Consider the following 26,483-nt stretch of genomic DNA (forward strand, 5'->3'; position numbering starts at 1 on the left):
TTTGACACATGATCTCCCTCTCCCTGCACCACATCGCCCTGACGCTCGGCGGAAACCTCCTCCTCGTCGGCGACGACACCGTCGACACCGAGGTCTCGGGGGCTGTCGATACCGACTCCCGCGCCATCGGCCCGGGCGACATCTTCGTCGCCAAACCCGGTGAGACCACCGACGGCCACCTGTTCGTCTCGGCGGCGCACCGGGCCGGTGCGGTGCTCGCGATCGTCGAGCGGCCGCTCGACGAGCCCATCACCCAGATCGTCGTGCCCGACGTGGTGCAGGCCCTGGCCGATCTCGCCCGCGACGTCGTCGCCCGGGTGCGGTCCCGGGGGACGCTGAAGGTCATCGGGATCACCGGCTCGAACGGCAAGACCACCACGAAGAACCTCCTGGCGCGCATCCTCCAGGACGAGGGAGAGACCGTCGCCCCCCGCGCCTCCTACAACAACGAGGTCGGGGCACCGCTGACGATGCTCCGCGTGACCGAGGACACCCGCTACCTCGTGAGCGAGTTCGGTGCGAGCGGCCCGGGGGCCATCGCCGCACTCGCCGGTCTCGTCCACCCCGACATCTCGGTCGTCCTCATGGTCGGCATGGCCCACGCCGGCGGATTCGGCGGGATCGAGGGAACCTTCCGCGCCAAGTCCGAACTCGTCCAGGCACTGCGTCCCGGGGGTGTGGCGGTGCTGAACGCCGATGACCCGCGCGTGATCCAGATGGCCCCGATCGCGGCGGAGCGGCCCGCCGCCGTGCGCTGGTTCGGCCGAGGGGACACCGCCGAGGTGCGGGCCGAGGACGTCGAGGTGACCGCCGACGGCACGTCGTGCACGGTCTTCGTCGATGACTCGTCGGCACCCCTGCGCCTGCGTGTGCTCGGCGAGCACCACGTGATGAACGCCCTGGCCGCGATCGCCGCAGCCACCGCGCTCGGCGTGTCGCTCGACGACGCGGTCGCTCGCCTGGAGACGGTCGAACTCGCCGAGCGGTGGCGCATGCAGCCCCTGGGGTCGCCGCGCGTGCGGATCATCAACGACGCCTACAACGCCAGCCCCGACTCGATGTCCGCGGCCCTGCGCACGCTTGCCCAGATCACCGGGCCGGGGGAGCGCACGGTCGCCGTCCTCGGTGCGATGAGCGAGTTGGGGGAGTACGCCGGCGAGGAGCACGACCGCATCGGGCTCCAGGCCGTGCGACTCGGCATCCAGCGCATCGTCGTCATCGGCCCCGAGGCCCGCCGCCTCTTCCTCGCTGCCGTCGGGGAAGGTTCGTGGGACGGCGAGGCGGTCTTCTTCGCCACCGCCGATGAGGCCTACGACTACCTCACCGGCGAGCTTCGCGACGGCGACCGGGTGCTGGTGAAGTCGTCCAACTCCGCGGGCCTGAGGTTCCTCGGCGACCGACTGGGAGGATTCTTCTCGTGAGATCCCTCCTGACCGCCGCGGCGATCTCGCTGGCCTTCACCCTCTTCCTCACCCCGGTCTTCCTTCGGCTGTTCCGTCGGTGGGGGTGGGGTCAGGTGATCCGCACCCCCGACGATATCCGCAACCCGAGCCACGGCGAGAAGCGCGGAACGCCCACGATGGGCGGGACGATCTTCATCGCCGGCACCATCATCGGCTACCTCGTCGGCGGCGTGGCGGGGAACAACCCACCCACCGTGTCGGGTCTGCTCGTGCTGTGGATGATGGTCGGGTTCGGCACCGTCGGCTTCATCGACGACTTCATGAAGGTCCGCAGCCAGCGCAGCCTCGGCCTGAGCGGGTGGCGCAAGATCGTGGGTCAGGTCATCGTCGCGGTGCCGTTCGGCATCGTCGCGCTGAACTTCCCCAACATCTACAACGAGACGCCCGCTTCGCCCTACATCTCGGTGTTCCGCGACGTGCAGGTGCTGTGGTTCTTCGCCCTCGGGCCCATCCTCGGATGGCTGCTGTACCTGGCCTGGATCTCCTTCATCGGCGTCGCCGCCTCCAATTCCGTGAATGTCAGCGACGGGCTGGACGGTCTCGCCGCGGGAGCCGGCATCTTCGTCGTCGGCGCCTACAGCCTCATCGCCTTCTGGCAGTTCAATCAGGCGTGCTTCGGCGGCGGGGAATTGAGTCCGGGCGGACTCTCGGCGTGCTACGCCACGCGAGACCCGTTCGACCTCGCGATCGTCTCCGCCGCGTTCGTCGGGGCGCTGGTCGGATTCCTCTGGTGGAATGCGCCGAAGGCGCAGGTCTTCATGGGCGATGTCGGATCGATGGCGATCGGCGGCGTCCTCGCGGCGATGGCGATCCTGACCCGGACCGAGCTGCTCATGGTGCTCGTCGCGGGCGTCTACGTGATCGCCTCCGGCTCTGTCATCCTCCAGCGCGTCTACTTCAAGCTGACGCGCGGCAAGCGACTCTTCCTCATGAGTCCCCTGCACCACCATCTGGAGATGCGGGGGTGGTCGGAGATCACCATCGTGGTGCGGATGTGGATCATCGCCGGCCTCCTCGCGGTCTCGGGCGTCGGGTTCTTCTACGTCGAATGGCTCTCGCAGACATGACCCGTCTGGACGGCCTCACGAGCTGGTACGCGGACTGGTCGGGACTGCGCGTCGCGGTCCTCGGCCTGTCGGTGACGGGGTTCGCCGCGGCCGACACCCTCGCCGAGCTCGGCGCGCAGGTGCGGGTGTTCTCCGAGGCGGCCGAGCCCGAATACGAGAAGCTCCTCCCCGTGATCGGCGTCGACGCCGTCATCGGCCCCCTCGGCTCGGTTCCCGAGGCGCTGCGCTCCTTCGCGCCCGAGGTCGTCATCGCCTCGCCGGGCTTCTCTCCTCATCACCCCGTCATCGCGTGGTGCGTGGACGAGGACATCGCCCTGTGGGGCGACATCGAGCTGGCGTGGCGCGTGCGGGACAAGGTGGTCCGCCAGGACGGCCGGCCCGCCGGCTGGGTGCTGGTGACCGGGACCAACGGCAAGACGACCACGACGCGCCTCGTCGCCGAGATGCTCGTCGCCGGCGGGTTGCGCGCCGCCCCGGTCGGCAACATCGGCACCCCCGTGCTCGACGCCGTCCGCGATCCCGGCGGCTTCGACGTGCTCGTCGTCGAGCTGTCCAGCCACCAGCTCTGGTATCTGGGACGCCAGACCGGCCCGGCGCCGGTCTCACCGCACGGCAGCGTGTGCCTCAACCTCGCCGAGGACCACCTGGAATGGCACGGGTCGTTCGCGGCGTACCGCGACGCCAAGGCGCACGTGTACGACAACACGCGGGTCGCGTGCGTCTACAACAAGTCGGATGTCGCGACCCGCACCATGGTGGAGGAGGCCGAGGTCGTCGAGGGCGCCCGCGCCATCGGATTCGACCTGGGGGTTCCGGGGCCGAGCGACCTCGGCGTCGTCGACGGGATCCTCGTCGACCGGGCCTTCCTCGACGATCGCCGCACCAGCGCCCTGGAGCTGACCACGGTGGCCGAACTGGCCGAGCGGGGCCTCGCCGCACCGCACATGGTGGCGAACATCCTCGCCGCTGCGGCGCTGGCCCGGGCCCTCGATGTCCCTCCGACGGCCATCCGCGATGCGCTGCGCCGGTTCCGGCTCGACCCTCACCGCATCGAGATCGTCGCGTCGCACCGGGGGATCGTCTGGGTGGATGACTCGAAGGCGACCAATCCGCACGCCGCGGCGTCGTCGCTCTCAGCGTTCCCGGGGGCGATCTGGATCGTCGGGGGACTGCTGAAGGGCGTGGAGATCGCCCCGCTCGTCACCCAGGTCGCGGCGAAGGTGCGCGCGGCTGTCGTCATCGGCGAGGACCGAGCCGCGGTGGTCTCGGCGTTCTCGCGACACGCGCCGGACGTCCCCGTCTACGAGGTGACCCGCGACGAGACTGAGGACGTCATGGCGCAGGCGGTCGAACTGGCCGCGCAGGTCGCCCGTGACGGGGATGTGGTCCTCCTCGCCCCCGCCGCGGCGTCGTTCGATCAGTTCTCCTCCTACGCCGACCGCGGAAGGCAGTTCGCTGCCGCCGTGCAGCGATGGATCGAGATGGGGGATGACGGTGACGACGACGCAGACCCGCAGCCCCCGCACCCCACCGAGCCCGCCTGACGGCGACGGGCGGCGCGGACTCGCGGCCCGGGTATCACTCGGACGGGTCTTCGCCCCGGTGCCGAGCGAGTTCCTCCTCATCGCCTCCACGGCGCTGCTGCTGACGATCTTCGGTCTGGTGATGGTGCTCTCCGCGACCTCCGCCACATCCACAGCCGCAGGCCAGGCCCCCTGGGACGCCGCGATGAAGCAGGCGGTGTTCGCGATGATCGGCGTACCGCTGATGTTCATCGCCAGTCGGCTGCCGATCACGTTCTGGAAGAAGATCGCGTGGCCCGCGCTCATCGGGGCCGTGGCCTTTCAGCTGCTGGTGTTCACCCCCCTCGGGCACGGCGCCGACGGCAACCGCAACTGGATCACCATCGCCGGATTCCAGGCGCAGCCCTCGGAGTTCCTGAAGCTCGCCCTGGCACTGTGGGTGGGGTACGTGCTCTACCGCAAGCGCACGCTGCTGGCGATGTGGCGACACGTCTATATTCCGCTCGTGCCCGTCGCGGGCCTCGCCATCGCGACGGTGCTGGCCGGTCGGGACCTCGGTACAGCGATGATCCTGGTGCTCCTCGTGCTGGGCGCGCTGTTCTTCTCCGGCGTTCGCCTCCGCATCTTCATCCTCCCCGCCATCGCCGCCGCGGCGGCCGTCGCCGTGCTCGCCGTCACGAGCCCCGACCGCATGCGCCGCTTCCTCAGCTTCCTCAATCCCAACTGCCTCGACGATTACTTCAACGACTGCTATCAGCCCCTTCACGGCATGTGGGGTCTGGCCGGCGGCGGCGTCTTCGGCCTCGGGCTCGGCAACTCCAAGGAGAAGTACGACTGGCTCCCGGCCGCGGCCAACGACTACATCTTCGCGATCGTCGGCGAGGAGCTCGGTCTGATCGGCTGCGCGGTCGTGCTCGGTCTCATCGCGCTCTACGCGGTGGGGGCCTTCCACGTCATCCGGCGTACCGATGACCCGTTCGTCCGCATCGTCGCCGGTGGCATCACCGTCTGGGTGGTCGGGCAGGCCCTGATCAACATCGGCGTGGTGCTCCGGGTGTTCCCCGTGCTCGGTGTGCCGCTGCCGTTCATGTCGCAGGGAGGAACGTCCCTCGTCTCCGTGCTCGTGGCATCGGGCGTGCTGCTGTCCTTCGCGCGTTCGCTCCCTCCCAGACGGGCGGTTAGTGTCGTCGGGTGACGACCTACCTGTTCGCCGGCGGTGGCACCGCCGGGCACGTCAATCCGCTGCTGGCGGTCGCCGACGCCCTGCGCGCGCGCGAGCCCGACGCCGAGGTGCTCGTCCTCGGCACGAGGGAGGGTCTGGAGGCCCGGCTCGTCCCCGAACGCGGCTACGAGCTGCTGTTCGTCGACAAGGTGCCCTTCCCCCGCCGGCCCGACCGAGCCGCCGCGATGTTCCCGCAGCGATTCGGGCGGGCGGTCGCCCAGGTACGGCGTCATCTGCGCGAACGGAGGGCCGAGGTGGTCGTCGGGTTCGGCGGATACGCCGCAGCGCCGGCCTACGTCGCCGCGCGGCGCGAGCGCATCCCGACCGTCGTCCACGAGGCCAACGCCCGTCCGGGGCTCGCCAACGTGCTGGGGGCACGGCGGGCCGCGGCGGTGGGTGTCGCCTTCACGGGGACGCGATTGCGCGGTGCCCGGGTCGTCGGGATGCCGCTTCGCCGGGAGATCGTCGACCTCGATCCCGCCGCCCGACGCGAAGAGGCCGCGGAGGCCTTCGGTCTCGACCCGGCTCGGCCCGTGCTGCTGGTGTTCGGCGGATCGCTCGGCGCGCAGCGCCTGAACGAATCCTTCGGAGACGACGGCGGTGCGGCCTGGCGCGACGTGGTCGACGCCGGCTGGCAGCTGCTGCACGTCACAGGGGAGCGGAGCGCCACCCCCGACCCGGACGTCGCCGGGTACGCCGTGCGCCGCTATGTCGATCGGATGGATCTCGCATTCGCGCTGGCCGACGCCGTGGTCTCCCGCGCTGGAGCGGCGACGGTGAGCGAGATCAGCGCGCTCGGCATCCCCGCGGTCTACGTCCCCTACGCGGTCGGCAACGGCGAGCAGGCTCTCAACGCCGCATCTGCCGTGGCCGCCGGAGCGGCAGCGCTGATCCTGGACGCGGACTTCACGGCCGAGCGGGTGCGCCGTGAAGTCATCCCGCTCCTCACGGATCAGCCGCGTCTGGAGGCGATGCGTCGCGCCGCCGCATCCGTCGGCACCCGTTCGGGAAGCGAGGCGGTCATCGCTCTCATCGACGAGGCGCTCGGTCGCGGTCGGTGACCTCAGCGCGCCGGGAGGGGGCGCGCAGGAGGCCGATCTAGGATTGACGGGCCATGATCAGACCTGACCTGTCTCTGCCGATTCCGGATGACATCCGCGCCGCCCATTTCATCGGCATCGGGGGATCGGGCATGTCGGGGCTGGCCCGGATGTTCCTCGCCCGTGGAATCCGCGTTTCCGGGTCGGATCGGGCCGACAGTCCGTCCCTCCGGGCGCTGGCCGCGCTCGGCGCGACGGTGCACGCCGGCCACGACGCCGCGCACCTCGGCGATGCCGACACGGTCGTGCACACGGGGGCCATCTGGCCGGAGAATCCCGAGTACGTCACCGCGAAAGAGCGGGGCCTCGCCGTCATCCACCGTTCGCAGGCGCTGTACTGGCTCATCGGCGGGCGACGCCTGGTCTCCGTCGCGGGTGCGCACGGGAAGACCACGTCGACGGGCATGATCGTCACCTCGCTGCAGGCTCTCGGCGCGGATCCCACCTTCGTCAACGGCGGTGTCATCGCGCAGCTCGGCGTCTCCAGCGGCACAGGAGCGGACGACCTGTTCGTGATCGAAGCCGACGAATCCGATGGCACGTTCCTCCTTTACGACACCTCGGTCGCCCTCATCACCAACGTCGACCCCGACCACCTCGACCACTACGGGTCCGCTGAGGCCTTCGTCGAGGCCTTCGCCCGCTTCGGCCGCGACGCGCGCGAGGCGGTGGTGATCTCCGCGGACGACCCCGGTGCGAAAGACGTGGCGGCGCTGCTCGATCACCCTCGCGTGATCACCTTCGGGCTCGACGCCGGGGCCGATGTGCGCCTGAGCGACGTCGAGGCTCATGGGCCGGTCGGCTTCCGCCTGACGTACCAGGGCGAGACGGTGCCGGTGCGCCTGAAGATCCCCGGAGTGCACAACGCCGTCAACGCCGCGGGTGCGGTGGCCGTGCTCATCGGTCTCGGATTTCCGCTCGGCGCAGCGGCGGATGCGGTCACCGGCTTCGCCGGCACCGACCGACGGTTCGAACTGCACGGGGTCGAGCGCGGGGTGAGCGTCTACGACGACTACGCCCACCACCCGACCGAGGTCGCCGCCGCCCTCGCCGGCGCTCGCAGCGTCATCGGCGACGGTCGCATCATCGCCGTCCACCAGCCTCACACCTACTCGCGCACCCAGCACATGTACCGGGAGTTCGCCGAGGTGCTCGAGCGCCACGCCGACCACACCGTCGTGCTCGACGTCTACGGCGCGCGGGAGGACCCCGTCCCCGGCGTCACGGGCGATCTCGTCGCCCACGCCTTCTCCGACCCGGATCGGGTCCGCTTCGTCGCCGACTGGCAGCGCGCCGCCGACCATGCCGCCGCGGTCGCGCGACCCGGCGACTACGTCATCACCCTCGGGTGCGGGAACGTGAACCTCCTCGTCCCGCAGCTCCTCGAGGCGCTGAGCCGCATCCGCCCGGACGCTCCGGTCACCCCTGTCTCCCGAACCACCCCTGTCTCCCGAACCACCCCTGTCTCCCGAACCACCCCTGTCTCCCACCCCACACCTGTCTCCCGCGACACCGATACCGCCGCCGTCGAGGGCTGACCCGGTGGTCCGTCGGCCGTCCCCCCTCCCGCCGCCGGCCGCGCCGGCGCGGCGCGAGTCCGGCGTGACGACGGATGACGCGGTCGACGTCGAAGACCGTCCGGGCGTCATCCTGCCGCTCCCGACCGACGTCGGTGCCGCGACGGGATCGCGCGGTCGGTCGCGGAGAGGCCCCGGCGGGCGGAGAGCGGGCGAGGAGCCCGGATCCGAACCGGGCGGGTCGGCGTCGGGGGCGTCAAGCGCTGCGTCGGACGACGGTCCGGTCGAGGGCGCGGAGCCGGCGGAGCAGCCGGTCGGCCTGCTGGCGGTGTGGCGCGCGTCGCGCGCCCGGAGGAGAGCGCTGCGTGCAGAGGTCCGGCGTTTCACCGTCCGCCAGCGCCGCCGGCGCGCGCTGTGGGTGTCGGTGATCGGTGCCATCCTCGTCGTGGCAGGGGTGACCGCCGCCGTGGCCTACAGCCCGCTCTTCGCCGTCGAACGTGTTCGGGTCGTCGGAGCGGTTCAGCTCGACGCCGGTGGCGTCGAGGCGGCGCTGGCGTCGCAGCTGGGCACTCCTCTCCCGCTCGTGGACGAAGCGGCCATCCAGGACACGCTCTCCGATTTCCCGTTCGTTCAGAGCTACACCCTCGAGGCGCGGCCGCCGCACGAGCTCGTCGTCCGGATCGTCGAACGCACGCCCATCGGCGCGATCGCGTCGGCATCGGGGTACTCCGTCGTCGATGCCGCAGGGGTCGTCCTCTCGGCCAGTACCGAGCCGCCGCCGGGCGAGCCGGTGCTGGACGTGCGCGGCGGAGTCGACGGCGATGCTTTCGCGGCCGTCGGCAGGGTGATGCGGGCGCTTCCCGCCTCGATCGGCGACCAGGTGACGGCGGTGAGTGCGACCTCGGCCTTCGATGTGACGATGACGTTGACCTCATCCTCCCGCGTGGTCTGGGGGAGTGCGGAGGAATCCGCGCTGAAGGCCCGGGTCCTCGAGACCGTCATGGTCGCACGGCCGGCCGATACCGTCACCGAGTACGACGTCTCCTCGCCCGACGCGGTCGTGATCCGCTGACACGCCACCGAGAAATCAGGATGTCGCGACACGCCGTGTCCCTCCGTGCCGAGCCGCGTCGTCCGCTTACCTTCAAGAACAGGAATTGCATACCGAGCAATTCTTTATACCTCTAGTAGAGGTTGAAGGTTCGGGAAGACGGAGGCCGGCATGAGCCAGAACCAGAACTACCTCGCCGTGATCAAGGTGGTCGGTGTGGGCGGCGGCGGCGTGAACGCCGTCAACCGCATGATCGAACTCGGGCTGCGTGGCGTGGAGTTCATCGCGATCAACACCGACGCCCAGGCGCTGCTCATGAGCGACGCCGACGTCAAGCTCGACGTCGGACGTGAGCCCACGCGCGGGCTCGGCGCCGGTGCCGACCCCGAGGTGGGTCGTCGGGCGGCCGAGGACCATGCGGAGGAGATCGAGGAGGCCCTGCGCGGTGCCGACATGGTCTTCGTCACCGCGGGCGAAGGCGGTGGGACCGGCACCGGTGGCGCACCCGTGGTCGCCAAGATCGCGAAGTCCATCGGAGCCCTCACCATCGGTGTGGTCACCAAGCCCTTCTCCTTCGAGGGTCGTCGTCGGCAGAGCCAGGCCGAGGCCGGCGTCGGACGGCTGAAGGAGGAGGTCGACACCCTCATCGTCGTGCCGAATGATCGTCTGCTCGAGATCAGCGACCGCGGCATCTCCATGGTGGAGGCCTTCGCCACTGCCGATCAGGTGCTCCTGGCCGGTGTGCAGGGCATCACCGACCTGATCACGACCCCGGGTCTGATCAACCTCGACTTCGCCGACGTGAAGTCGGTCATGCAGGGCGCCGGGTCGGCCCTGATGGGCATCGGCTCCGCCCGCGGCGCCGACCGTGCCATCAAGGCCGCGGAGCTCGCCGTCGAGTCGCCCCTCCTCGAGGCATCGATCGAGGGCGCGCACGGTGTGCTGCTGTCGATCCAGGGCGGGTCCAACCTCGGCATCTTCGAGATCAACGACGCCGCGCAGCTGGTGAAGGAGGCCGCCCACCCCGAGGCCAACATCATCTTCGGAACGGTCATCGACGACACCCTCGGTGACGAGGTGCGCGTCACCGTCATCGCGGCCGGATTCGACGGCGGCGAGCCGTCGCTGCGGATCGACCCGGTCGCCGCCGCTCGCCCGGCCAGTGTGCCCGTCGTGCCCGCGATGCCCGCCGTCGACGCCGCGCGGGAGGTCGAGCCGGAGCGGGTCGAGCCGAAGAAGGAGTCGATCTCGGTCGGGGCCACCCTGCCCGACACCGGCTACGACTCGGCGTTCGGGGATGACGATCTCGACATCCCCGACTTCCTGAAGTGACCTGCACCGCCTCGCGATGATCGCACCCACGACGCGCGACGAGCCGCCGGACGAGGACGACCTCGCCCGGCGGCTCGCCGATGTGGATGCGCGCATCGTCGAGGCGGCGCGCACCGCCGGTCGTCGCCCGGAGGAGATCACGCGGATCGTGGTGACCAAATTCCATCCCGCCCGTCTCGTCGAGAGGCTCTACGGTCTCGGCGTCCGGGATGTGGGCGAGAACCGCCAGCAGGAGCTCTCGGCCAAGCACGAGGCCGTGGGACCATTGGCGGGCCTGCGCTGGCACTTCATCGGTCAGGCGCAGACCAACAAGGCTCGAGCGATCCGTTCCGCCGCCGCGGTGGTGCACTCGGTCGACCGACCGAAGATCGCCGACGCCCTCGACCGCGCCGCCGACGAGTCCGAACCCCTGCTGGATGTCTTCCTGCAGGTCAACCTCACCGATGACCCCGGGCGAGGCGGCGTCGCGCCCGGGGAACTGAACGCTCTGGCCGACCACACCGCCCGCTGCGACACGCTGCGCGTCCGCGGCGTGATGGCCGTCGCCCCCCTCGATGAAGCGCCTGCCGCGGCCTTCGAGCGCCTCGCGCGGTACGCCGAGGCGGTGCGCGCCGTCGTTCCAGACGCGAACTGGCTGTCGGCGGGGATGACCGGAGACTTCGCCGAGGCGATCGCCATCGGCGCGACACACCTACGCATCGGTACGGCAATCACCGGCCCGCGGCCCGAGCGCGGTTAACCTCGGAAACGACACGAGCAAACGGAGGATCCGATGTCGAACCCGCTCAAGAAGACCATGGTGTACCTGGGCCTCGCCGATGAGGAAGAGGTCTACGAAGAGCCCGCGTCGCAGCCGGCCGCTCGGCAGAAGCCGCAGGCGGTCGAGAAGGCCGCTCCCATCACACCGATCCACCGTCCGGCCGTCGTCCGCCAGCCCGCGCCGACCGCGGTGAGCGAGATCCTGACCGTCCACCCCAAGCAGTACCGCGACGCGCAGGTGATCGCAGAGAACTTCCGCGACGGGATCCCGGTGATCATCAACCTCTCGCAGATGTCGGATGCCGATGCGCGCCGTCTCATCGACTTCGCCAGCGGCCTGTCGCTCGGTCTGTACGGGCGCATCGAGCGTGTCACGAGCAAGGTCTTCCTTCTCTCGCCCGAGAACGTCGCCGTATCCGGAGACGGTGCCATCGCGCACGCGGACCCGGAAGCCGTGCCCTTCTCGTAGCCTTAGTACGTGCCCGTCATCGCGTTCATCGCTTCCATCCTCAACGCGATCCTCTTCATCTACGTCTTCGTCCTGCTGGGGCGCCTGGTGCTCGAGTGGATCCCCTTCTTCAACCGCGAGTGGCGGCCGAAGGGCGTAGGCCTGGTGCTCGCCGAGGTCGTCTACACCGTCACGGATCCGCCGATCAAGATGTTCCGGCGCTTCATCCCGCCCCTGCGGGTGGGGCCGGTCGCTCTCGATTTCGGCTTCGCGCTGACGATGCTGCTCTGCTTCATCCTGCTCGCCGTCACCCGTTCGCTCACGATGGTCTGAGCCCCTCAGGCGCCTTCGACACGTCCGTGGCCCGGGGCTATGCTTGGCTGGATACGACCGCCGCAGGACGGTGGGAGGGCCGCGACGTCGGCCAACGACCAGCTCGAAAGAGGAATCACCATGGCATTGACCCCCGATGACGTCGTCACCAAGCAGTTCCAGCACGTCCGCTTCAAGGAGGGTTTCGACCCGGACGAGGTCGACGACTTCCTCGACGAGATCGTCGTCGAATGGCGCAAGACGATCGCCGAGAACGAGGAGCTGAAGGCCAAGCTCGCCGCCCTCGAATCCGGCGAGTCCGCCCCGGCCACGGTCGCCGCCCCGGTAGCGGAGGCCCCGGCCGCGGCCTCCGAGCCGACCTCGGCGCCCGCCGCGGACGCCGGCTCGCCGAGCGCCGCCAGCGCCGGCATCATCGAGCTCGCACAGCGTCTCCACGACGAGCACGTCGCGGAGGGTCGCGCCAAGCGTGACCAGCTCATCTCCGACGCCCAGGCTCAGGCCACGTCGATCGTCTCCGAAGCCGAGGCCCGCGGACGCGACGAGATGGCTCGCCTGGAGAAGGAGCGCGCCACGCTCGAGGGTCGCATCAGCGAGCTGCGTCAGTTCGAGCGTGATTACCGCACGCAGCTCCGCAGCTACATCGAGGGGCACCTGCGCGACCTGGACGCGTCGTCGACCGCCACCGGGTCTGCGCCCGTGCCGGCCGTCGGCCTGTAGTCCTTGACCGGTCGAACCCCGCTTCACCGGGCGGCGGCCAGCATCATCGTCGTGATCCTCGCGACGGTCGTGCTGGCCGCCGACCAGTTCACGAAGTACCTCGCCATCCAGAGCCTGCCGTACCAGGAGCCGGTGCGGATCCTCGGCGACTTCCTGATCTTCTACCTCACCCGCAATCCAGGCGCTGCGTTCTCCCTCGGTGAGGACGTCACCTGGATCTTCACCATCGCGCTGGCGGTGGTGGCGGTCGTCATCGTGTTCCTCGCCGTCACGCGCCTGCGTTCCCGCATCTGGGCGATCGTCCTGGGGCTTCTCCTCGGCGGCGTGCTGGGCAATCTCACCGACCGCCTGCTCCGCGAGCCCGGCTTCCCCGTCGGTCACGTCGTGGACTTCATCAACACCCCGTGGATGATGCCCGCCATCTACAACGTCGCCGACATCTTCATCGTCACGATGATGATCTCGGTCGCCGCCCTCGTGCTGTTCGGCCCGCACCTGGACGGGACGCGGCAGGAGCGATCGTCCCGCAAGGGAGAACCGGCATCGGCCGATTCCGCGTCTCGCTCAGAGCGCGCGGTCGACTGACGTGGAGTCGCGACACCTCCCCGTTCCGGACGGGCTCGACGGTACCCGTGCCGACGCCGCGCTGGCCAAGATGCTGGGCTTCTCCCGCACCTTCGCCGTGGATGTCCTCGACGCCGGCGGTGCGCGGATGGACGGGCGCGCCCTGGCGAAGTCGGATCGCCTCCGCGGCGGCGCCTGGCTCGAGGTCGAATGGGCGGCCAGGGAGGATCCCCGGATCATTCCGGTGGACGTTCCCGATCTCGGAGTGGTCCACCAGGACGCCGACCTGATCGTCGTGGACAAGCCGGCGGGAGTCGCGGCGCATCCGTCGGTCGGCTGGGAAGGCCCCACGGTCCTCGGTGCCCTCGCGGCGGCGGGCGTGCCCGTCGCCACGACGGGAGCGGCGGAGCGTCAGGGCGTGGTCCACCGGCTGGATGTCGGTACGAGCGGACTCATGGTCGTCGCCAAGACCGAGGCGGCCTACACCGCTCTCAAGCGCGCCTTCAGGGAGCGCGAGGTCGAGAAGGTCTACCACGCTGTCGTGCAGGGGCATCCAGATCCGTTGGCGGGCACGATCGACGCGCCGATCGGACGCCACCCGACCCACTCCTGGAAGTTCGCCGTCATCCCCTCCGGCAAAGATTCCGTCACCCACTACGAGACCCTCGAGGCGTTTCCCGGCGCATCGCTGCTGGAGATCCACCTCGAAACGGGCCGGACCCACCAGATCCGCGTGCACATGGCCGCCCACCGGCATCCGTGCGTCGGAGACCCCCTCTACGGTGCCGACCCCACCCTCGGTGCGCGGCTGGGACTGGCGAGGCAGTGGCTGCACGCGCATCGCCTGGCCTTCACCCACCCCGCCACGGGGGAGTGGGTCGCGTTCACGTCGGACTACCCCGCGGACCTCGCCGCGGCGCTGGAGATCCTCCGCGGAGAGTGAACCGCGACGATGTCGGCGGGTCGCGGCAGAGTGGAGCCATGTCGATCCACGTGAGACCGGCGACGGTGTTCGATGACATCCGCACGATGGTCGGCCCGAAGAAGCCGACGTCGAACGTCTGCTGGTGTCTGAGCTATCGCGTGCCGGGCGCCGAGAATCGTGCTCTGCACGGGCCGGCGCGCGGCGAGCGGGTGAGGGAACTGCTCGCAGGCGGCCCGCCGGGCGTCCTCGCCTACGACGGCGATGACGTGGTCGGCTGGGCGGCGGTGCATCCGCGCGCAGACACGTCGTTCGCCGCGAATCGGAAGATCCCTCACGTGGATGACCGGGATGTGTGGAGCGTGTGGTGCATCCGCGTCCGGCCCGGGTACCGCGGGCGCGGGCTCTCGCACGCACTGCTGGATGGCGCGGTTCGATTCGCGCGCGACAGCGCCGCGCCCGCCATCGAGGGATACCCCGTCGACAACCGCGGAGCGAAGGTCGACCTGACGATGGCCTACGTCGGCACCCGTGCTCTCTTCGAGCGGGCCGGTTTCGTCCACGCCGCCGACACGACCTCCGTGCTGAACGGCTTCCCACGCGTGCTCATGCGTCTCGACCTCGCGTGAGACTGCGACGATCACCCACTCTGGAGGAAGACGGTCGGACCGTCCTCGAGGGCACGACGGACGCGCTCGGCCATGTCGTCGTCGAGGAGTGACTCGACCGCGGTGATCGGGTACCAGCCGACCTCGGTCATCTCACCGTCCACCGGTGCGGGGGAGCCCGAGATCCACGCGCAGCGGAAGGTGAGATCCAGGTAATCGCTCTGATCGCCGTTGTCGTAGGTGATCCGAGGGATCTGGTGCACGAAGGCCAGTCGGACCGCGCGGACGATGACTCCCGCTTCCTCCTCCGCCTCACGGCAGGCGGCATCGGCGGGCTCCTCGCCCGGGTCGACGATGCCGGTGACGGGAGTGAGTCGGCCGTTGTCGCTGCGGCGGCCCAGCAGCACGGCTCCCTCGTGCTCGATCACGGCGGTCACGCCCACCAGGGGGAGGGGGCGGGTCCCTATGTGGCGGCGCAGGTCCAGGACGAAATCCGGTGTCGGCATCACGGTCTCCCTCTGCTCGCTGCCACGCTATCCGACACGCCGCCGATGTCCGACCCGCCGCGTACGCTGGTTCCGTGGCATCCGACTCCTTCGTTCACCTGCACGTGCACAGCGAGTACTCGATGCTCGACGGGGCGGCCAAGATCGGCGCCATGACTCAGGCGGCGGCCGACTACGGCATGCCGGCCATCGCCGTCACCGACCACGGCAACACCTTCGCCGCATTCGAGTTCTACAACGCCGCGAAGGCGGCGGGCGTCAAGCCGATCATCGGGCTCGAGGCCTACGTCACGCCGGGCACGCACCGCAGCGACAAGTCGCGGGTGCAGTGGGGCACCCCCGAGCAGCGCAGCGACGACGTCTCCGGCTCCGGCGCGTACACCCACATGACGATGTGGAGCCAGAGCACCGAGGGAATGCACAATCTCTTCCGGCTCAGCTCGTTGTCGAGCATGGAGGGGTACTACTTCAAGCCGCGCATGGACCGGGAGCTGCTCGAGACCTACGGCAAGGGGCTCATCGCGACGACGGGCTGCCCGTCGGGCGAGGTGCAGACGCGACTGCGTCTCGGCCAGTACGACGCCGCGCGGGCGGCGGCCGCCGAGTTCCAGGACATCTTCGGCAAAGAGAACTACTTCGCCGAGATCATGGATCACGGGCTCTCCATCGAGCGGCGGGTCATGACCGATCTGATCCGCATCTCGAAGGATCTCGGCATCCCCCTGGTCGCGACCAACGACTCCCACTACACCCACCAGCACGAGGCCGACGCGCACGCGGCGCTGCTGTGCGTGCAGTCGGGATCCACCCTCGACGACCCGAACCGCTTCAAGTTCGACGGCGACGGGTACTACGTCAAGACGGCGCAGGAGATGCGGCAGATCTTCCGCGAGCACCCCGAGGCGTGCGACAACACCCTCCTCATCGCCGAGCGGTGCGAGGTCGAGTTCAACACGAGCGCGAACTACATGCCGCGCTTCCCCGTGCCCGATGGCGAGACCGAGGACAGCTGGCTGGTCAAGGAGGTCGAGAAGGGCCTGCACTACCGGTATCCGAACGGCATCCCCGACAAGGTCCGCAAGCAGGCCGAGTACGAGACCGGCATCATCCTGCAGATGGGGTTCCCCGGCTACTTCCTGGTCGTCGCCGACTTCATCAACTGGGCGAAGGACAACGGGATCCGCGTCGGTCCCGGCCGTGGTTCGGGCGCGGGATCGATGGTCGCCTACGCCATGCGCATCACCGATCTCGACCCGCTCGAGCACGGCCTCATCTTCGAGCGCTTCCTCAACCCCGACCGCGTCTCGATGCCCGACTTCGATGTCGACTTCGACGACCGGCGTCGCGGCGAGGTGATCGACTACGTCACCGAGAAGTACGGCTCCGAGCGGGTCGCGCAGATCGTGACCTACGGCACGATCAAGTCCAAGCAGGCTCTGAAGGACGCGGGCCGTGTGCTGGGCTTCCCGTTCAGCATGGGGGAGCGGCTGACGAAGGCGATGCCGCCGGCCGTGATGGGCAAAGACATGCCGCTGAGCGGGATGTACGACGCACAGCATCCGCGCTTCAAGGAAGCCGGCGAGTTCCGCGCCCTCATCGACACCGACCCCGAGGCGAAGACGGTCTTCGACCGGGCTCTCGGACTCGAGGGGCTCAAGCGACAGTGGGGCGTCCACGCCGCAGGCGTCATCATGTCGTCGGAGCCCCTGCTCGACATCATCCCGATCATGCGCCGCGAGCAGGACGGCCAGATCGTCACGCAGTTCGACTACCCGTCGTGCGAGACCCTGGGCCTGATCAAGATGGACTTCCTCGGGCTTCGCAACCTCACGATCATCTCGGATGCGCTGGACAACATCCGGATGAACCGGGGAGAAGAGCTCGATCTCGAGCACCTCGCGCTCGACGATGCCGCGGCGTACGAGCTGCTCACCCGTGGCGACACCCTCGGCGTCTTCCAGCTCGACGGTGGCCCGATGCGCTCCTTGCTGCGGCTGCTGAAGCCCGACAACTTCGAGGACGTGTCGGCGGTCATCGCGCTCTACCGTCCCGGACCCATGGGCGCGAACTCCCACATCAACTACGCCCTCCGCAAGAACGGGCAGCAGGAGGTCACGCCGATCCACCCCGAGCTCGAGGAGCCTCTCAAGGACATCCTCGACATCAGCTACGGCCTGATCATCTATCAGGAGCAGGTCATGGCCATCGCGCAGAAGGTTGCGGGCTTCTCGCTCGGTCAAGCGGACATCCTCCGCCGTGCGATGGGCAAGAAGAAGAAGTCCGAGCTCGACAAGCAGTACGAGGGCTTCTCGGGCGGCATGAAGGAGCGGGGCTACGGCGATCAGGCCATCAAGGCGCTCTGGGACATCCTCCTGCCCTTCTCGGACTACGCCTTCAACAAAGCGCATTCGGCGGCGTACGGCCTCGTCTCGTACTGGACCGCCTACCTGAAGGCCCACTATCCGGCCGAGTACATGGCGGCGCTCCTCACGAGCGTGGGTGACTCGAAGGACAAGATGGCCGTCTACCTCAACGAGTGCCGTCGCATGGGCATCAAGGTGCTGCCGCCGGACGTGGGGGAGTCGATCCGCTACTTCGCCGCCGTCGGCGAAGACATCCGCTTCGGGCTGGGCGCCGTGCGCAACGTCGGCGCGAACGTGGTCGACGCCATCGTCGCCGCCCGCCAGGAGACGCGCTTCACGTCGTTCCACGACTTCCTGTCGAAGGTTCCCGTGCCCGTTGCCAACAAGCGGACGGTGGAGTCGCTGATCAAGGCGGGTGCGTTCGATTCGCTCGGGGCGACCCGTCGTGCGCTGATGGAGATCCACGAGGATGCCACCGAGCAGGCCGTCCTCGACAAGCGCCGTGAGGCCAACGGCGAGGTCGGATTCGACTTCGATTCGCTGTGGGACGAACCGCAGCAGGTCCAGAAGGTGCCCGACCGGCCGGAGTGGACCAAGAAGGACAAGCTGGCCTTCGAGCGCGAGATGCTCGGGCTCTACGTCTCCGATCATCCGCTGGCGGGGCTGGAGATTCCGCTCGCCAAGCACGCCTCGCTGTCGATCCACGATCTCCTGGCGTCCGAGGACATCGCCGACGGCGAGCAGGTCACCGTGGCCGGCCTCGTCACGAGCGTGCAGCATCGGGTGGCGAAGTCCAGCGGCAACCCCTACGGCATGATCACGGTCGAGGATTTCGACGGTGAGGTCACGGTGATGTTCATGGGCAAGACCTACACCGAATTCCAGTCGATGCTGCAGGCCGACTCGATCCTCGTGGTCCGCGGACGCGTGTCACGACGCGATGACGGCATGAACCTGCACGCCGTCTCGGCGTTCGTGCCCGATCTCGGGGCGGTGGACGCTTCCGGCCCGCTCGTTCTCCTCGTTCCCGAGCATCGGGCGACCGAGACGGTGGTGACGGAACTGGCTCAGGTGCTGACCCGACACCGCGGGGATACCGAGGTGACCCTGCGCCTGCACAAGGGCGGGGTGGCGAAGGTGTTCGAGGTCCCGCTGCCGGTGATGGTGACCGCCGACCTGTACGGCGAGCTGAAAGGTCTCCTCGGGCCCCAGTGTCTCGGTTGATCGGTGATGGGGCGATCGATGTCGCGGGTCGTCCGCGACGTCGTGATGAAGCGCACACGCCCGTGATCCGGACGAGTGGCGCGGGTAAGATCGGGAGTCGCCGTGCGGACCGCGCGGCTCCCGGGAAGGATGACTGTGACCGACGGAATCAGCAACGACGAACCGACCGTGGACACCCCCGCGACGACGCCCGCGGAGGATGACGCGCCCACCGTCGCCGACGGCCGCGCCGACACCGGGGTGCAGTACGGCGTAGGGCCGTTCTCGCTGCGCGAGGTGATCCTGGGCGGCGTCTGGCTCGTGGCCTTCGTCGTGTCCTTCTTCTCGTTCAGCACCGTGCAGTTCAGTTCGGTGTGGACCACCGGCCTGTGGTGGATCCTCACCATCGGCGTGCCGACGGTCGCGGTCTTCCTGCTGGCGCTGCGCCGGCTCTCCCCCGAGGGGATCCGCCGTGTCGGTTCACTCGGTATCGACCAGTTCGCCTCGGTGGCCTTCACCGTCTCGGCGGTCATCTGGCTGCACCTCATCTGGGAGACCGTCGCCATCGTCGTCGCCGGCGGTCCGTGGCTGCGCGGCTGGGTGATCTGGGTGGAGTTCGTCCTCATGCTCGCCGGCGTCGTCCTCACCGTCTTCGCACCGCTCATCCCCGCCCTCGCCGAGGACTTCCGGGACCGTCGGGAGGTCGTCGCCCACCGGTTCGCCCGTCCCGCGCGTCCCGTCACGCCGCGTCCCCGGACCCCTCGTGCTCCCAAGCCCGCGCCGGCACCCACCGCCGCGCCCGTCCGGGACAGCGCGTCGTCCGTTACCGGCGCCGACGACACGGGTTCGTACGACACCGGCGCCCACGGCGTGAACCCCTATGCACCCGCCTCGGCGGGCGCGCACGCCTCAGCGGGTGTTCCCGTCGGGCCCGAAGCGATGGGCCGACCGGACGTGGATGCCGACGGTGCGAACCAGCCGAGCGAGCTCGAGGAGATGTTCGGGCCCTCCCGCACCGAGCGGCTGGACGCGGATGACGCCCAGCCGAGGACGGCGGTCGCCGACACCTCCGCCTCAGACGACGCCCACGCCGACGACACTCGGGATGCCGACCAGACGGCCACCACCGTGATCGAACCCGAGACCCGCTACCAGGCGTTCTGGGCCCTCGTGCCCGAGGAGCGCGACATCGTCGACGAGAACGGCGTCGCCCTCTTCCGCATCGGTCCGACGGCGTGGGCTCTCGTCATCGAGGACCGCCAGACCCACTTCGTCGTCCGCCACGAGGACGGCCGCACGGGGTACCTGCACGACGTCTCCGGCGTCACCCGGGGCTGAGGAACTCCATCGAGATGCGCACCATCGACCTGCGCGGGCAGGCGCTCACGGCCGCCCAGCTGCTCGCCGCTGTCCCGCGGGCCGAAGGCACCCGCGAGGCGGCGTTCACCGCGGCCTCTGACATCGTCGCCGACGTGGCGGCGCGCGGCGAGGAGTCCCTGCGCGAGCAGGCGGAGCGATTCGACGGGGTCACCGGACACGAGATCCGCGTGCCGGCGTCGCACCTCGATGAGGCACTGGCGGGCCTCGCCCCCGACATCCGCGCAGCGCTGGAGGAAGCCATCGACCGCGTCCGCCTCGGCTCGGCGGCCCAGGTCCCGGCGGAGATCGTCACCATCGTCCGTCCGGGCGCGCGCATCGTGCAGCGCTGGCAGCCGGTGCGTCGCGTGGGTCTGTACGTCCCCGGGGGGAAGGCCGTCTACCCGTCGAGCGTCGTGATGAACGTCGTCCCCGCACAGATCGCCGGTGTGTCCGAAGTCGCCCTCGCCTCGCCCCCGCAGCGTGAGCACGGCGGTCGGGTGCATCCCGTCATCCTCGCCGCGGCGCGACTCCTGGGCGTCGCCGAGGTCTACGCGATGGGCGGTGCCGGGGCGATCGGCGCCTTCGCCCACGGTGTTCCCGAGATCGGCCTCACGCCCGTGGATGTCGTCACCGGTCCGGGGAACAACTTCGTCGCGGCGGCCAAGCGCGCCGTCGCGGGTCTGGTCGGAACGGACTCCGAGGCCGGAGCCACCGAGATCCTCATCGTCGCGGACGATTCCGCCGACGCCGATATCGTCGCGGCCGACCTCATCAGTCAGGCCGAGCACGACGAGCAGGCATCCGCCGTTCTCGTGACGACCTCGTCCGCCATCGCCGAAGCGGTCGCCGCATCGGTCGCCCGGAGGGCACCCGGCACGCGTCATGCGTCACGCGTTCAGACCGCCCTCCGCGGCGCGCAGTCGGCCATCGTGCTCGTGGACGATCAGGCCGCTGCGACGGCGTTCAGCAACGCCTACGCGCCCGAGCACCTCGAGCTCCACCTCGCCGATCCCCGCCCCGAGGATTTCGTCCACGCCGGCGCCATCTTCGTCGGTCGCCACACGCCGGTCAGTCTCGGCGACTACCTCGCGGGCAGCAACCACGTCCTTCCGACCGGGGGACAGGCCCGATATGCGGCGGGTCTGTCGGCATCGACGTTCCTCCGGCCACAGCAGGTTGTGACGTACGACGAGCAGGCGCTGGCCGACGTGCGCGAAGCGATCGTGACCCTCGCCGATGCCGAAGACCTGCCCGCGCACGGCGAGGCCGTGACCGCTCGGTTCTCGGCGTAACCTGTTCTCGCCATGCATTGTCCCTTCTGCCGTCATTCCGACTCCCGTGTCATCGACTCGCGAACCAGCGACGACGGGCTGAGCATCAAACGTCGCCGGCAGTGCCCGCAGTGCGGCGGCCGGTTCTCGACCATCGAGACGGCGAGCCTGAATGTGATCAAGCGCTCCGGGGTGATCGAACCGTTCAGCCGCGAGAAGGTCATGTCGGGTGTCCGCAAAGCCTGCCAGGGTCGGCCCGTCACCGAGGGCGACCTGGCGGTGCTCGCCCAGACCGTCGAGGAGTCGGTACGGCAGACCGGCGCTTCCCAGATCGACACCAACGAGATCGGCCTGGCGATCCTCGGCCCGCTCCGCGAGCTCGATGAGGTCGCCTTCCTGCGTTTCGCCAGCGTCTATCAGGCCTTCGATTCGCTGGAGGATTTCGAATCGGCCATCGCCGGCCTCCGCGCCGACCACGCCGATCGTGTGCGGGCGGGTGAGGGCGAGCCGACTCGCTAGCCTGGAGGGGATGTATCCCCTCCTGTTCCGCACGGTCCTCACGCGAATGGATCCCGAAACCGCGCACCACGTGGCGGTCGTCGTGATCCGTGCTCTCGGTGCGCCGCCGCTGTCAGCGCTCGCAGCCCGCCTCACCCGCCCCGCTCCCATGCTGGAGACCTCGGCGCTGGGCCTGACCTTTCCGACCCCGTTCGGCGTGGCCGCCGGGTTCGACAAGGACGTCCGCGCCGCGCGCGGACTCGCCGCGCTCGGTTTCGGTCACGTGGAGGTCGGCACGATCACCGCCCACCCACAGCCGGGAAACCCGCGCCCGCGTCTGTTCCGGTTGATCCCCGACCGCGCGGTGATCAACCGGATGGGCTTCAACAACGCCGGCGCCGAGGCTGCTGCCGCGCGGTTGGCGGCACTCCGCCGACGGCGGCGACGCCCTCTCATCGGGGTCAACATCGGAAAGAGCCGTGTCGTCGAGGTCGCCGACGCGACCCCCGACTACGTCCGGAGCACGCGACTGCTCGCCCCCCTCGCCGACTACCTCGTCGTCAACGTGTCCTCGCCCAACACCCCGGGCCTCCGCGACCTCCAGGCCGTTGCGAGCCTCGGGCCGCTGCTGGAGGCGGTCAAGGATGCGGCGGGCGCCACGCCGCTGCTGGTCAAGATCGCGCCGGACCTCGCGGACGAAGACATCGTCGAGGTCGCCCGCCTCGCCGTCGATGGCGGTCTTTCGGGCATCATCGCCACGAACACCACCATCGATCGCGAGGGGCTCACCACCGATCCGCAGACCGTCGCCGCCGCCGGTGCAGGCGGCCTCTCCGGGTCGCCCCTGCGCCATCGATCGCTCGAGGTGCTCCGGTTGCTGCGGCGGATCGTCCCCGCTTCCTTCGCGGTGATCTCCGTCGGCGGGGTGGAGACGGGGGAGGACGTGCGGGAGCGACTGGAGGCCGGCGCCACCCTCGTTCAGGGATACACCGGGTTCCTCTACCGCGGTCCTCTCTGGGCCCGTCAGATCAACCGATCGCTGGCGCGCTCGACGGCTCGCGCGTCGGCCTGAGTCAGGCGGTGCTCCCGCCACGGAACCCGCGGCGCTTCACCTGCGGCTTGGGGAGGCGCAGGAACCGCATCTGGATGCTGCGCATCGCGGCGTACCATCCGAGACCCTTCTCGGTCTTGTCGGCCCCGAACTTCTCCCGTGCGCCGCGCTTGACGCGGATGGAGGTGATGACCATGTCGCCGATGACGAACAGGATGAAGATCCACAGCACCACGAACGACCAGTACTGCACGGCGAGCACGGGAACGAAGGTGGCCACGATCACCAGGACCATGGCCGGCATGACCGCCTCGCCCAGGTGGAAACCCGAGTCGACGAAGTCACGGACCCAGCGACGCTGAGGCCCTTTGTCGCGGACCGGGAGGTAGCGCTCGTCTCCCGCGGCCATGCCGGCGCGCGCCTTCTCGCGCTGCGCGGCCAGGTCGGCGCGGGCGCGGGCCTTGGCCTCCTTGGTGTCGGGAACCAGGGGGCGCTTGCGGGCGGCCTCGCGCTCGGCGCGGGTCGGCGTCGCGCGGCCCTTCCCCGACGCGGATGCGGCGCCCTCGGGCGCGTCATTCGGAGTGGAAGCTGCGGGGGTGGGTGCGCCGGGAGTCTTGGCCACGGGGAGATCCTTGGAAGCGGAGAACGGGTGTCCGCTTAAGATTACCCGCATGACCTCCACCCCCACCCGGCGTGACGCCGTCCGCGACGCCGCGCTCTCCGGCATCCCCACCGCACTGGCCGATCTCGGCTCGCTCGTGCGCATCCCCTCGGTGGCCTTCCCCGGCTTCGACCACGCCGAGGTCCGGCGGTCGGCGGAAGCGGTGGCCGCGCTCGCGCGCGAGACCGGCGTCTTCGACGACGTGCGGATCGCGGACGCCGCCGTCCCCGGCACCGGAGAGCGCGGGATGCCGGCGGTGCTGGCCACGCGTGCCGCCGCGCCCGGGCGGCCGACCATCCTGCTGTACGCCCACCACGACGTCCAGCCCGTCGGGGATGAGGCGCTGTGGCAATCACCGCCCTTCGAGCCCACCGTGCGCGACGGCCGCCTCTACGGACGCGGCGCCGCCGACGACAAGGCCGGCGTGATGGCCCACATCGCCGCAGTCCGGGCGCTGCGCGACACCGTGGGCGACGACCTCGGTGTCGGCATCGCCCTGTTCGTCGAGGGGGAGGAGGAGGCGGGCTCGCGTTCGTTCTCGCAGTTCCTCTCCGATAACGCCGAGACGCTTCGGGCCGATGTGATCGTCGTCGCCGACTCGGGCAACTGGGACGCGCGGACGCCGGCCCTGACGGTGTCGTTGCGGGGCAACGTGCGCTTCACCCTGACGGTGCGCACCCTCGAGCACGCCTCGCACTCGGGCATGTTCGGCGGTGCCGTCCCCGATGCCATGCTCGCCGCCATCCGCCTGCTTTCCACCCTCTGGGACGCCGACGGTGCCGTCGCCGTCGAGGGCCTCGTTCGCCGGGAGGCGGCGACACCCGAGTACACGGAGGAGACCCTGCGCGATGAGGCCGGGCTGCTCGACGGCGTCAGCCCGATCGGCTCGGGGACCATCCTCAGCCGCATCTGGAACCAGCCGTCCGTGACGGTCACCGGCATAGACGCGCCCAGCGTGAAGAACGCGTCGAACACCCTGAGCCCGGAGGTCTCGGTCGTCATCAGCGCGCGCATCGCGCCGGGCCAATCGGCGTCGGAGGCCTTCGAGGCCCTCCGCGCCCACCTCGAGCAGCGCGCGCCCTTCGGTGCCCGGCTCGACTTCGGCGACGTCGACCTCGGCGACGGCTTCCTCGTCGACACCGGCGGCTGGGCCGTGGAGTCGGTCCGGGCCGCTTTCGCCGAAGGCTACGGCGTCGACCCGGTCGATCTGGGCGTCGGCGGTTCGATTCCGTTCATCGCCGATCTCGTCCGCGAGTTCCCCGACGCGCAGATCCTCGTCACCGGAGTCGAAGACCCCCACGCCCGCGCCCATGCGCCGAACGAGTCGCTTCACCTCGATACGTTCCGCAACGCCGTCGTCTCAGAGGCGCTGCTCCTCGAGGAACTCGATCGCAGAGTCTCTTGATGGGCGTGCTATCCCGTCCCGCACGAGGGGTCGGGGCGTAGAATCGGTTCACCGAGCCCTGTCTCGCGCACCGCACCCGGAGGATCTGAAATGACCGACACCGCTCTGTCCACCGACACCGCGCGCGCACACGGCGTGCTTCTCACCGACGCCGCCGCGCTGAAGGTGAAGAACCTGCTCGACCAGGAAGGTCGAGACGATCTGCGACTCCGCGTCGCCGTCCAGCCGGGCGGATGCAGCGGACTGATCTATCAGCTCTACTTCGATGAGCGTCTCCTCGAGGGCGACAAGACCGTCGACTTCGACGGCGTCGAGGTCATCGTCGACGACATGAGCGTCCCCTACCTCGACGGCGCGACGATCGACTTCAAGGACACCATCTCCGAGCAGGGCTTCACGATCGACAACCCGAACGCCGCCGGCAGCTGCGCCTGCGGCGACAGCTTCCACTGACCCGCCCGTGACCGGGTCACCTCACCCTCGGCGACGCATCGTCGAGGGTGGCGATGAGCGCGTCCTCGCGGTCGAACAACCTGGGCGTCAGGCCAGAACGCGCCCAGAGGTTGCCCTAGACTGGCCACGGAAACACACTGAACGGAAAGGTGCGCACGTGCCCTCGAAACGCCGTCTCCGCTGGGCGTTCGTCCCGGTCGGGATCGCCGCGGCCCTCGTGCTCGCGGGATGCACTCCGACCGAGTTGAACGGGTACCTGCCCGGCTTCGTCGAGGAGGGTACGCCGGCCACCAACCGGACCGAACTCGTCTCTGGCCTCTGGGTGAACTCCTGGATCGTGCTCCTCGCGGTCGGCGTGGTGACCTGGGGTCTCATGGGCTGGGCGGCGATCGCCTACCGCCGACGCAAGGGTCAGACCGGCCTCCCCGTGCAGCTGCGGTACAACATGCCGATCGAGATCTTCTACACGATCGTGCCGCTGATCCTCGTCGTCGGCTTCTTCGCCTTCACCGCTCGCGATCAGACGATCATCGAGACGCAGTACGAAGACCCCGACGTCTCGATCACCGCCATCGGCAAGCAGTGGGCCTGGGACTTCCAGTACAACGGCGAGAACGAGGACAACTCCGACGCCGTGTGGAGCATGGGCGTGCAGGCCGAGCCCGACGCGCGCGGCGACTACGACCAGGCAGCGCTGCCGACCCTGTACCTTCCCGTGGACCAGACGGTGAAGATCGATCTCGAAGCCCGCGACGTCATCCACAGCTTCTGGATCATCGACTTCCTCTACAAGAAGGACATGTACATCGGCAAGGACAACGAATGGTCCTTCACGCCGACCCGCGAGGGCACCTACGCCGGGAAGTGCGCCGAACTGTGCGGCGAGTACCACTCGGCGATGCTCTTCAACGTGGAGGTCGTCAGCGAGGCGGAGTACGAGCAGTACCTCGACTCGCTCCGCGGCCGCGGCCAGACCGGTGACATCACCGATGCATACGACCGGTTGCAGAACCTTCCCGGCACCGGGGTGAGCCCCGACGACGAAACAACCCCCGGTGGGGGCCCCATCACCGAGAATCAGGGCTGA

The 26,483-nt window shown here is 69.5% G+C and carries 24 protein-coding genes and 1 pseudogene; 23 read left to right on the plus strand and 2 right to left on the minus strand.

Translation table 11 applies throughout. The features are described from left to right. Nucleotides 1-8 precede the first annotated feature (8 nt). The 15 genes and pseudogenes from QSU92_RS15855 (at nucleotide 9) to QSU92_RS15925 (ending at nucleotide 14,647) form a co-directional block, all read left to right on the plus strand. The gene (locus QSU92_RS15855) at nucleotides 9-1,421 is read left to right on the plus strand and encodes a UDP-N-acetylmuramoyl-tripeptide--D-alanyl-D-alanine ligase (protein WP_289263350.1); all 1,413 of its coding nucleotides are present in this window, start codon (nucleotides 9-11) and stop codon (nucleotides 1,419-1,421) included. Beyond that, on the plus strand, nucleotides 1,418-2,530 hold the full coding sequence (gene mraY / locus QSU92_RS15860; protein WP_289263354.1) for a phospho-N-acetylmuramoyl-pentapeptide-transferase: 1,113 nt from the start codon (nucleotides 1,418-1,420) through the stop codon (nucleotides 2,528-2,530). Before QSU92_RS15855 ends, mraY begins: the two co-directional genes overlap by 4 nt. Beyond that, a complete protein-coding gene (gene murD / locus QSU92_RS15865) occupies nucleotides 2,512-4,074 on the plus strand; it encodes a UDP-N-acetylmuramoyl-L-alanine--D-glutamate ligase (protein ID WP_289263356.1) in 1,563 nt (520 codons plus the stop codon). The genes mraY and murD overlap by 19 nt, the downstream gene beginning before the upstream one ends. After that, entirely contained in the window at nucleotides 4,019-5,248 is a 1,230-nt protein-coding gene (gene ftsW, locus QSU92_RS15870) for a putative lipid II flippase FtsW (RefSeq protein ID WP_422880388.1), read from the plus strand. The genes murD and ftsW overlap by 56 nt, the downstream gene beginning before the upstream one ends. Then, nucleotides 5,245-6,336 (plus strand): UDP-N-acetylglucosamine--N-acetylmuramyl-(pentapeptide) pyrophosphoryl-undecaprenol N-acetylglucosamine transferase, encoded by a 1,092-nt coding sequence (locus QSU92_RS15875; RefSeq protein ID WP_289263358.1) that lies wholly within the window; start codon nucleotides 5,245-5,247, stop codon nucleotides 6,334-6,336. Before ftsW ends, QSU92_RS15875 begins: the two co-directional genes overlap by 4 nt. Before the next feature lie 53 nt (nucleotides 6,337-6,389). After that, nucleotides 6,390-7,820, plus strand: a pseudogene (gene murC, locus QSU92_RS15880) (UDP-N-acetylmuramate--L-alanine ligase); the annotation flags it as partial. 157 nt (nucleotides 7,821-7,977) lie between these two features. Beyond that, nucleotides 7,978-8,964 (plus strand): cell division protein FtsQ/DivIB, encoded by a 987-nt coding sequence (locus QSU92_RS15885; protein ID WP_289263359.1) that lies wholly within the window; start codon nucleotides 7,978-7,980, stop codon nucleotides 8,962-8,964. A gap of 150 nt (nucleotides 8,965-9,114) precedes the next feature. Further along, complete coding sequence (ftsZ, locus tag QSU92_RS15890; protein WP_289263361.1) at nucleotides 9,115-10,275, plus strand: cell division protein FtsZ; 1,161 nt, start codon at nucleotides 9,115-9,117, stop codon at nucleotides 10,273-10,275. Between the two features lie 16 nt (nucleotides 10,276-10,291). Continuing rightward, entirely contained in the window at nucleotides 10,292-11,014 is a 723-nt protein-coding gene (locus QSU92_RS15895; RefSeq protein WP_289263363.1) for a YggS family pyridoxal phosphate-dependent enzyme, read from the plus strand. A 33-nt stretch (nucleotides 11,015-11,047) separates the two neighbouring features. Next, a complete protein-coding gene (locus QSU92_RS15900) occupies nucleotides 11,048-11,503 on the plus strand; it encodes a cell division protein SepF (protein WP_179559412.1) in 456 nt (151 codons plus the stop codon). 9 nt (nucleotides 11,504-11,512) lie between these two features. Then, complete coding sequence (locus tag QSU92_RS15905; RefSeq protein ID WP_124293021.1) at nucleotides 11,513-11,815, plus strand: YggT family protein; 303 nt, start codon at nucleotides 11,513-11,515, stop codon at nucleotides 11,813-11,815. Nucleotides 11,816-11,935: 120 nt separating this feature from the next. Continuing rightward, entirely contained in the window at nucleotides 11,936-12,532 is a 597-nt protein-coding gene (locus tag QSU92_RS15910; RefSeq protein WP_289263366.1) for a DivIVA domain-containing protein, read from the plus strand. A 3-nt stretch (nucleotides 12,533-12,535) separates the two neighbouring features. Continuing rightward, nucleotides 12,536-13,117: a signal peptidase II gene (gene lspA, locus QSU92_RS15915; RefSeq protein WP_289263367.1), complete on the plus strand. Its 582-nt coding sequence runs from the start codon at nucleotides 12,536-12,538 to the stop codon at nucleotides 13,115-13,117. 1 nt (nucleotide 13,118) lies between these two features. Further along, nucleotides 13,119-14,039, plus strand: coding sequence for an RluA family pseudouridine synthase (locus QSU92_RS15920; RefSeq protein WP_289263369.1), 921 nt, complete (start codon nucleotides 13,119-13,121; stop codon nucleotides 14,037-14,039). 38 nt (nucleotides 14,040-14,077) lie between these two features. Then, nucleotides 14,078-14,647 (plus strand): GNAT family N-acetyltransferase, encoded by a 570-nt coding sequence (locus QSU92_RS15925; protein WP_289263371.1) that lies wholly within the window; start codon nucleotides 14,078-14,080, stop codon nucleotides 14,645-14,647. A gap of 11 nt (nucleotides 14,648-14,658) precedes the next feature. Here QSU92_RS15925 and QSU92_RS15930 read toward each other — a convergent pair whose 3' ends face one another. Beyond that, complete coding sequence (locus tag QSU92_RS15930) at nucleotides 14,659-15,132, minus strand: NUDIX domain-containing protein (protein ID WP_289263372.1); 474 nt, start codon at nucleotides 15,130-15,132, stop codon at nucleotides 14,659-14,661. Between the two features lie 122 nt (nucleotides 15,133-15,254). Here QSU92_RS15930 and dnaE point away from each other — a divergent pair, with 122 nt between their 5' ends. From dnaE to QSU92_RS15955, 5 genes are all read left to right on the plus strand, one after another. Next, nucleotides 15,255-18,719 carry a DNA polymerase III subunit alpha gene (dnaE, locus tag QSU92_RS15935; protein ID WP_289265937.1) on the plus strand — a complete coding sequence of 1,155 codons (3,465 nt, stop codon included), beginning with the start codon at nucleotides 15,255-15,257 and terminating at the stop codon, nucleotides 18,717-18,719. Between the two features lie 129 nt (nucleotides 18,720-18,848). Then, nucleotides 18,849-20,036 carry a hypothetical protein gene (locus QSU92_RS15940; RefSeq protein WP_422880389.1) on the plus strand — a complete coding sequence of 396 codons (1,188 nt, stop codon included), beginning with the start codon at nucleotides 18,849-18,851 and terminating at the stop codon, nucleotides 20,034-20,036. A gap of 14 nt (nucleotides 20,037-20,050) precedes the next feature. Next, entirely contained in the window at nucleotides 20,051-21,349 is a 1,299-nt protein-coding gene (hisD, locus tag QSU92_RS15945) for a histidinol dehydrogenase (RefSeq protein WP_289263375.1), read from the plus strand. A gap of 12 nt (nucleotides 21,350-21,361) precedes the next feature. Beyond that, nucleotides 21,362-21,847 carry a transcriptional regulator NrdR gene (gene nrdR, locus QSU92_RS15950; protein WP_289263376.1) on the plus strand — a complete coding sequence of 162 codons (486 nt, stop codon included), beginning with the start codon at nucleotides 21,362-21,364 and terminating at the stop codon, nucleotides 21,845-21,847. A 10-nt stretch (nucleotides 21,848-21,857) separates the two neighbouring features. After that, complete coding sequence (locus tag QSU92_RS15955; protein ID WP_289263377.1) at nucleotides 21,858-22,898, plus strand: quinone-dependent dihydroorotate dehydrogenase; 1,041 nt, start codon at nucleotides 21,858-21,860, stop codon at nucleotides 22,896-22,898. A 1-nt stretch (nucleotide 22,899) separates the two neighbouring features. On the opposite strand, the gene QSU92_RS15960 is transcribed toward QSU92_RS15955, so the two are convergent. Then, nucleotides 22,900-23,499 carry a DUF3043 domain-containing protein gene (locus tag QSU92_RS15960; protein ID WP_289263378.1) on the minus strand — a complete coding sequence of 200 codons (600 nt, stop codon included), beginning with the start codon at nucleotides 23,497-23,499 and terminating at the stop codon, nucleotides 22,900-22,902. A gap of 49 nt (nucleotides 23,500-23,548) precedes the next feature. On the opposite strand from QSU92_RS15960, the gene QSU92_RS15965 reads away from it, so the two are divergent. The 3 genes from QSU92_RS15965 (at nucleotide 23,549) to ctaC (ending at nucleotide 26,483) form a co-directional block, all read left to right on the plus strand. Beyond that, entirely contained in the window at nucleotides 23,549-24,943 is a 1,395-nt protein-coding gene (locus QSU92_RS15965; protein WP_289263380.1) for a dipeptidase, read from the plus strand. Nucleotides 24,944-25,033: 90 nt separating this feature from the next. Beyond that, nucleotides 25,034-25,396 carry an iron-sulfur cluster insertion protein ErpA gene (gene erpA, locus QSU92_RS15970; RefSeq protein ID WP_124293033.1) on the plus strand — a complete coding sequence of 121 codons (363 nt, stop codon included), beginning with the start codon at nucleotides 25,034-25,036 and terminating at the stop codon, nucleotides 25,394-25,396. A gap of 157 nt (nucleotides 25,397-25,553) precedes the next feature. Beyond that, on the plus strand, nucleotides 25,554-26,483 hold the full coding sequence (ctaC, locus tag QSU92_RS15975) for an aa3-type cytochrome oxidase subunit II (protein WP_289263384.1): 930 nt from the start codon (nucleotides 25,554-25,556) through the stop codon (nucleotides 26,481-26,483).

This window comes from Microbacterium sp. ET2, from assembly GCF_030347395.1.
Classification (GTDB): domain Bacteria; phylum Actinomycetota; class Actinomycetes; order Actinomycetales; family Microbacteriaceae; genus Microbacterium; species Microbacterium albipurpureum.